Source organism: Sphingomonas sp. FUKUSWIS1 (assembly GCF_000733135.1).
Taxonomy (GTDB): domain Bacteria; phylum Pseudomonadota; class Alphaproteobacteria; order Sphingomonadales; family Sphingomonadaceae; genus Sphingomonas; species Sphingomonas aerolata.
Map to the genome: position 1 here is coordinate 1 of NZ_JPJC01000121.1, position 6,125 is coordinate 6,125.

General features: G+C 66.9%; 9 protein-coding genes. 7 read left to right on the forward strand and 2 right to left on the reverse strand.

The window, feature by feature from the left end; all coding sequences use genetic code 11:
• On the reverse strand, positions 1 to 533 hold a 533-nt coding region (locus tag sphsw_RS08635; protein ID WP_031440254.1), incomplete at its 3' end, for a flagellar motor protein MotB.
• The gene (locus sphsw_RS08640; RefSeq protein WP_031440255.1) at positions 530 to 1,180 is read right to left on the reverse strand and encodes a motility protein A; all 651 of its coding nucleotides are present in this window, start codon (positions 1,178 to 1,180) and stop codon (positions 530 to 532) included. The genes sphsw_RS08640 and sphsw_RS08635, both read right to left, overlap by 4 nt.
• Positions 1,181 to 1,452: 272 nt before the next feature.
• Here sphsw_RS08640 and sphsw_RS08645 point away from each other — a divergent pair, with 272 nt between their 5' ends.
• The 7 genes from sphsw_RS08645 to sphsw_RS08675 all read left to right on the forward strand — a co-directional run.
• Positions 1,453 to 1,797 (forward strand): flagellar basal body rod protein FlgB, encoded by a 345-nt coding sequence (locus sphsw_RS08645; RefSeq protein ID WP_031440256.1) that lies wholly within the window; start codon positions 1,453 to 1,455, stop codon positions 1,795 to 1,797.
• Between the two features lie 3 nt (positions 1,798 to 1,800).
• The gene (gene flgC / locus sphsw_RS08650) at positions 1,801 to 2,211 is read left to right on the forward strand and encodes a flagellar basal body rod protein FlgC (protein WP_031394680.1); all 411 of its coding nucleotides are present in this window, start codon (positions 1,801 to 1,803) and stop codon (positions 2,209 to 2,211) included.
• A 2-nt stretch (positions 2,212 to 2,213) separates the two neighbouring features.
• Positions 2,214 to 2,894: a flagellar hook assembly protein FlgD gene (locus sphsw_RS08655; RefSeq protein ID WP_031394681.1), complete on the forward strand. Its 681-nt coding sequence runs from the start codon at positions 2,214 to 2,216 to the stop codon at positions 2,892 to 2,894.
• Between the two features lie 36 nt (positions 2,895 to 2,930).
• Positions 2,931 to 4,202: a flagellar hook protein FlgE gene (locus sphsw_RS08660; protein ID WP_031440257.1), complete on the forward strand. Its 1,272-nt coding sequence runs from the start codon at positions 2,931 to 2,933 to the stop codon at positions 4,200 to 4,202.
• A 26-nt stretch (positions 4,203 to 4,228) separates the two neighbouring features.
• Positions 4,229 to 4,981, forward strand: a complete 753-nt coding sequence (locus tag sphsw_RS08665; protein WP_031394683.1) for a flagellar basal body rod protein FlgF — start codon at positions 4,229 to 4,231, stop codon at positions 4,979 to 4,981.
• A 14-nt stretch (positions 4,982 to 4,995) separates the two neighbouring features.
• Positions 4,996 to 5,784, forward strand: coding sequence for a flagellar basal-body rod protein FlgG (gene flgG, locus sphsw_RS08670; RefSeq protein WP_031440258.1), 789 nt, complete (start codon positions 4,996 to 4,998; stop codon positions 5,782 to 5,784).
• A 14-nt stretch (positions 5,785 to 5,798) separates the two neighbouring features.
• Positions 5,799 to 6,125, forward strand: a 327-nt coding sequence (locus sphsw_RS08675; RefSeq protein ID WP_031440259.1) for a flagellar basal body L-ring protein FlgH, incomplete at its 3' end; no start/stop codon positions are given.

Consider the following 6,125-nt stretch of genomic DNA (forward strand, 5'->3'; position numbering starts at 1 on the left):
GTGGTCGGCGACGTCGCGAGCGTCACGCGGCCGCGGGCGACATGGGCGATCGCGGCCGCGACCGCGCGCGCACGGTCCGAGGCGAGGATCGCCGCGCTGCGCGTGACAGGGTCGACATCGCCGCGCGAGCCGTCGACCGATCCGGTGACGGTGATCTGGACGCGCGGGTCCTGCACCGCGTCACGCGCCCAGGCCGCCAGCGTATCGGGTGACGTAGGCAGCACAGCCGAACCGACCGCGAAGTCGAGCATCCCGGCAGCGGCAACGGGCAAGGCCGTGGGCTTGGCCACTGCACGTGGCGCGGAAGCGGCGAGCGATCTCGACCGTGCGGTGTCGGCCGGTGCCGTCGCGGGTGAACCGAAGCCCTCGCGCAATCCGGCTGCCAGCGCCCGGGGCGCGAGGGGACGGTCGCTGGCGGTCTGCGTAGCCTGCAGGAGTACGAAGAAGCCGACGAGCAGCAAGGCGAGATCGGCGAGCGTAATCAGCCAGAGCGGACGCCCGGGCTGCGGCTCGGGATAATCACCGACCGTCATGCGACGCTCATCAACGGTGCGCGCGGGGCCTCGCGCGCGGCGAGCGCGACGAGTGGCGCCTCGATCCGGGCACGTTCGAACGCCTCGTTGCGGCCCTGTGCGCGCAGGCGGTTGGCGACCGGCATGAAGACGAGGTTGGCGAGCAGCGCGCCATAGAGCGTCGCGAGCAGCGCGATAGCCATCGCGCCGCCGATCGCGGTCGGATCGCTCATCGTCGCGAACATTTGGGCGAGCCCGATCAGCGTGCCGACCATGCCCATCGCGGGCGCGAGTTCGGCGGCGCCTGCCCAGACCTCGGCGGCGGCGACGTGGCGTTCGATCCGCGCATGGCGGCGATGCCGGATCAGCAGTGCCACGTCGCTGGCGGTCGCGCCGTCGACGATCGCCGCGATACCGGCGGCGATGTCGGGATCGGCGATGACCGTACGGTCGAGCGCCATCGCACCGTGGCGCTGGGCGATACGGCCGAGCGCGACGATCTGCTGGAGCAGTGCATCGCCGTCGAGCCGGGCGCGGCCGAGCGTCTTCAGCGCCGCGATCGCGCGGACCAGATCGCGCAGCGGTGTCCGCAAGGCGACGCCGAGGACCGTGCCGCCGCCGACGATGGCGAGCGCGGCGGGGTCGAGCAGATGGGCGAGCGTAATCATGTCCCGTAAGTCTTTGCAAGGGCCGGGCCAGTTCGCGATCCCCCGGTGAGCGGGACTCGCGCGGGCCGGCGGTTTGCACGCTGCGCGACGGGTCGGCACCACGCCTGCCGGTGCGATTGCCGCCACGTCTGCCGGGGCGGCAAGGCGTTGCCGGCCGGGTTGCCGCGCGCTTGCCGACGGGCGGCAAAGCGGCGTCATCCGGTCAGTGAGCGTCAACTGGCACGGGCATTGCTTTGGAAGGCTTGCGCAATCCAGCGCGGGAGTTCGGTCCAGTGTCAGGTGACTCGCTGTTTGGCGTTCATGGTGCGGCCCTCGAGGTGCGATCGCAGCGCATGGGGGTGCTCGCGTCGAACATCGCCAATGCCTCGACCCCCGGCTTCAAGGCGCGCGACATCGACTTCAAGTCGGCGCTCGCGTCGCTCGAGACGGATGGCGCGGGCGGGATCGACGCGGCGACCAAGTATCGCGTGCCGACGCAGACCTCGATGGACGGCAACACCGTCGAGCTGAACCAGGAGCAGACCGCGTTCGCCGAGAATGCGGTGCAGTACCAGACCACGCTGTCCTTCCTGAACGGGCGGATCAGCCAGGTCACCCGCGCGCTGAAGGGGGACTAAGCGATGGCCAATGCGCCGATGACGATTTTCCAGGTCGCTGGCCGCGCGATGTCCGCGCAGCTGTTGCGGATGAACACCACCGCGTCGAACCTCGCCAATGCGGGCGGCGTCGCCGGCTCCGCGGAGGCTGCGTACAAGACGATGAAGCCGGTGTTCCGCACCAGCTTCGACGCCGCCAGCGGGATGTCGACGGTCGATGTCGAGAAGGTCGTCACCGCCGGCGAGGCACCCGCCAAGCGCTACGATCCGAACAATCCGATGGCCGACAAGGATGGCAACATCTTCGAGGCGGCGGTCGATGAAACCCGCGAGCTGGTCGACATGATGGAGACCGCGCGCAGCTACCAGAACAATGTCGAGGTGATGCAGACTGCGAAGTCGCTGATCATCGATACCCTCAAGCTAGGCCGCTGATCATGGCAAGTTCCTTCGACTCGACGCTTTCGAACCTCGGCATCACGCGCGCGACGACCGCCGCGACGACGACCACGGCATCCAATTCGACGACGCTCAACCAGTCGGATTTCCTGAAGCTGATGACCGCGCAGATGCAGAACCAGGACCCGTTCAACCCGGTCGACAACACCCAGATGGTCGCACAGATGGCGCAGTTCTCGAGCCTCGCCGGTATTTCCGAGATGAGCACGACGATGAAGTCGATCGCCGACAAGCTGAACGTGACCAGCGCCAGCGATGCGATGGCCTATGTCGGCAAGACCGTGCTGACCGCGGGTGACACGGCCTATGGGCGGACCAGCGGCGGGCTGGCCGGCGGGATCGAGCTTGGCGCCGCGGCGAGCAACGTCAACGTCACGATCACCGATGCCAATGGCGGCGTGCTGAAGACCATGTCGCTCGGCAGCGCCGACAAGGGCACCGTGAACTACGACTGGGACGGCAAGACCGCGACCGGCGAGGATGCCGGGACGGGACCGTTCAAGGTCATCGTCAACGCCCAGAATAATGGCACGACCGTTGCATCACAGAACCTTGTCTGGGCGCCGGTCCAGTCGGTTTCGACGACGACCGGTGCCGCCATCCTCACGCTACCGGGCCTTGGTGAGGTCCCCGTCACCGCGGTTCGCCAGATCGGCTGATCGCCCGCTGATTGCCAGAATTCCAGGAGTAACCCGATGTCCTTCTATACCTCGCTTTCCGGCCTCCAGGCCTCGCAGACCGAAATGTCGACGATCTCGCACAACCTCGCGAACGTCTCGACCAACGGGTTCAAGAAGAGCCGCACCGAATTCGCCGACGTGATCGCGTCTAGCGTGTCGCTGAACCCCGCGCAGCAGATCGGCTCGGGCACCGTGGTGCAGGGCAATCGGCAGCAGTTCAGCCAGGGCAACCTCATCCAGTCGGCCAACGCGCTCGATCTCGCCGTGTCGGGCGACGGCTTCTTCGTGGTGAAGCCGAGCACGACGTCGCTCAACGTCAACTATACGCGCAATGGCGGCTTTCTGGTCGATGCCGATCGCTATGTGGTCGATTCGAACGGCAGCCATTTGCAGGTCTATCCGGTCGACGGCTCGGGCAAGGTCGTCGCATCGGGGCTCGATTCCGCGGTCAGTCTTCAGCTTCCCGCGACCAGCGGCAAGGCCGTCCCGACCGCGAACGTGTCGATGTCGCTGAACCTCAGCGCCAATGCCGCGATCCCATCGACGACGACGTTCGACCGGTTCGACCCGACCAGCTACAACCAGTCGGCGCAGACGACGATCTATGATGCGAGCGGCAATGCGCAGACGCTGACCAATTATTTCAAGCGCACGACGACGCCCGATGCCGCCAACGGCAATACGAGCAGCTGGGAAGTGTTCAGCTATGTCGGTGACAAGCCGATGACCACCAACGGTGCGGCAAGCGTCGAGCTGGACTTCGACACCACCGGCAAGCTGACCGCGCCGACGACTGCGGTCGCGTTCGACCCGTTCACCACTGCAGGCAGCAGCACGACGCAGCAGTTCGGCTTCACCTTCGGGCTCGACACCACGCAATTGGCATCGGCGTTCAACGTCGCCGCGCGCGCGCAGGACGGCAAGGCGGTCGGCCAGATCCAGGGCGTGACGATCGACGAGTCCGGCATCGTCAAGGCGAGCTTCTCGAACGGCGACACCCAGGCGCTCGGTCAGGTGATGCTCGCCAACTTCTCGAACCCCGAGGGTCTGCGCCAGCTCGGCAGCAGCTACTGGTCGGCGACCGGCATTTCGGGCGAGGCCAAGCTCGGCATCGCCGACGTCAACGGCTTCGGCAAGCTGATGTCGGGAACGATCGAGCGCTCGAACGTCGACATCACCGAAGAGCTCGTCTCGCTGATCGCGGCACAGCGCAACTTCCAGGCGAACTCGAAGGCCTTGGATACCGCGAGCCAGATCTCGCAGACCATCTTCAACATCCGCAGCTGATCCAGGGCGCGGACGGAGAACCCTGAATGGACAAGCTGGTCTACACCGCGGCGACGGGACTGCGCGCGCACATGGCGGCGCAGTCGGCGATCGCCAACAACATGGCGAACGCGTCGACCACCGGATTCCGTGCCGACCGCGTGGTGTTCGACCGGATCGACCTGAAGGGTGGCGGCCAGCAGTTCGAGGCGCGCGCGCCGACGTCGGAGGAAGTGACCGACGCCGACCGCGCGCCGGGGGCGATCCAGACCACGGGGCGGCCGCTCGACGTCGCGGTCACCGGCGCGACCGCATGGCTCGCGGTGCAGGCGTCGGACGGCTCCGAAGCCTATACGCGGCGCGGCGACCTGGAGATCGCTCCGTCGGGCGTGCTCCAGACCGGCGACGGTTTTCCGGTGATGGGATCGGGCGGTCCGATCACGATCCCGCCCTATGACACGCTCTCGATCGCGGGCGACGGGACGATTTCGATCGTGCCGCAGGGTGGCGATGCGAATGCGCCGCAGGTGATCGACAAGCTGAAGCTGGCCGACACCAAGGGGTCGGACACGGTCAAGGGGCTCGACAATCTGCTGCGCGTGCGCGGTGGCGGCGTGCTGCCCGAGGATCTCGATGCGAAGGTGCAGGGCGGGGCGATCGAGGGATCGAACGTCAACATGACGCAGGCGCTGGTCGACATGATCGAGAATCAGCGCAGCTACGAGGTCCAGGCCAACATGCTGAAGTCCGCCAAGGACATGGATGAAAGCGGTGCATCACTGATGCGCCTGCCGAGCTAAGGAAGGATTAGGCCATGAGCAGTTCCGCCATGCATATCGCGCGTACCGGGCTCGACGCCCAGGATACGCGCATGCGGGTCATTTCGAACAACCTCGCCAACGTCAACACGACGGGGTTCAAGAAGGATCGCGCCGCGTTCGAGACGCTGGCGTACCAGGTCGTGACCGCGCCGGGCGCGCAGTCGACGGCGGAGACCAAATACGCGACCGGGCTCAACCTCGGCACCGGCGTCCGGATCCAGGGCACCGCGCGGATCGATACGCAGGGGTCGATGCAGACGACGGGCAACAGCCTCGACCTCGCGCTCGACGGCGACGGCTATTTCCAGGTGCAGATGCCCGGCGGCACGCTCGGCTATACGCGCGCGGGCAATTTCTCGCGCAGCCCCGAGGGGCTGATGGTGACCAGCGAGGGTTATCAGGTGATGCCCGGCATCACCGTGCCCGAGGGGACGACCAACATCACGATCGGCCAGGACGGTACCGTCTCGGCGACGATCCCCGGCCAGTCGGAAGCGCAGCAGATCGGCCAGATCCAGGTCGCGAGCTTCGCCAATGGTGCCGGGCTCCAGGCGACGGGCGACAATTACCTGGTCGAGACCGCCGCGTCGGGCGCCGCCAATCTGGGCGTTGCCGGGCAGGATGGCCGCGGTCGCGTGCGGCAGGGGATGCTCGAAGCGTCGAACGTCAACGTCGTCGAGGAGCTGGTCGACATGATCGAGACGCAGCGTGCGTATGAGGTCAATTCAAAGATGATCTCGGCGACCGACGACATGCTGAAATACGTCAACCAGAACATCTGATCGCAGGGCGCATCATGGCATTTCCGATCCCTACGCGCGCGCCGATCGCGCTCCTCGCGATTGCCGCCGGCACGCTCGCGCCGCTGTCGGCGCAGGCCAGGCTGTTCGGCAAGAAGGCGCCGCCCGAGGACTTCACCGTCGCACGGCCGCTGCCCGTGCCGTTGGCGTCGCCCGCGACCGGATCGATCTTCCAGGCGCAGGACGGCTATGCCGCGCTGTACGAGGGCTGGCGTGCGCGGAAAGTCGGCGATCCGCTGACGATCGTGCTGGTCGAGCGCACCGCCGCGTCGAAATCCTCGGGCTCGAAGCTCGACAGCAGCGGCTCGGCCAGCATCACCCCG

Coding starts and splice junctions, on each gene's coding strand:
- sphsw_RS08655 (WP_031394681.1), top strand. CDS start 2,214: ATGGCAAGTTCCTTCGACTCGACGCTTTCGAACCTCGGCATCACGCGC.
- sphsw_RS08665 (WP_031394683.1), top strand. CDS start 4,229: ATGGACAAGCTGGTCTACACCGCGGCGACGGGACTGCGCGCGCACATG.
- flgC (WP_031394680.1), top strand. CDS start 1,801: ATGGCCAATGCGCCGATGACGATTTTCCAGGTCGCTGGCCGCGCGATG.
- sphsw_RS08640 (WP_031440255.1), bottom strand. CDS start 1,180: ATGATTACGCTCGCCCATCTGCTCGACCCCGCCGCGCTCGCCATCGTC.
- flgG (WP_031440258.1), top strand. CDS start 4,996: ATGAGCAGTTCCGCCATGCATATCGCGCGTACCGGGCTCGACGCCCAG.
- sphsw_RS08660 (WP_031440257.1), top strand. CDS start 2,931: ATGTCCTTCTATACCTCGCTTTCCGGCCTCCAGGCCTCGCAGACCGAA.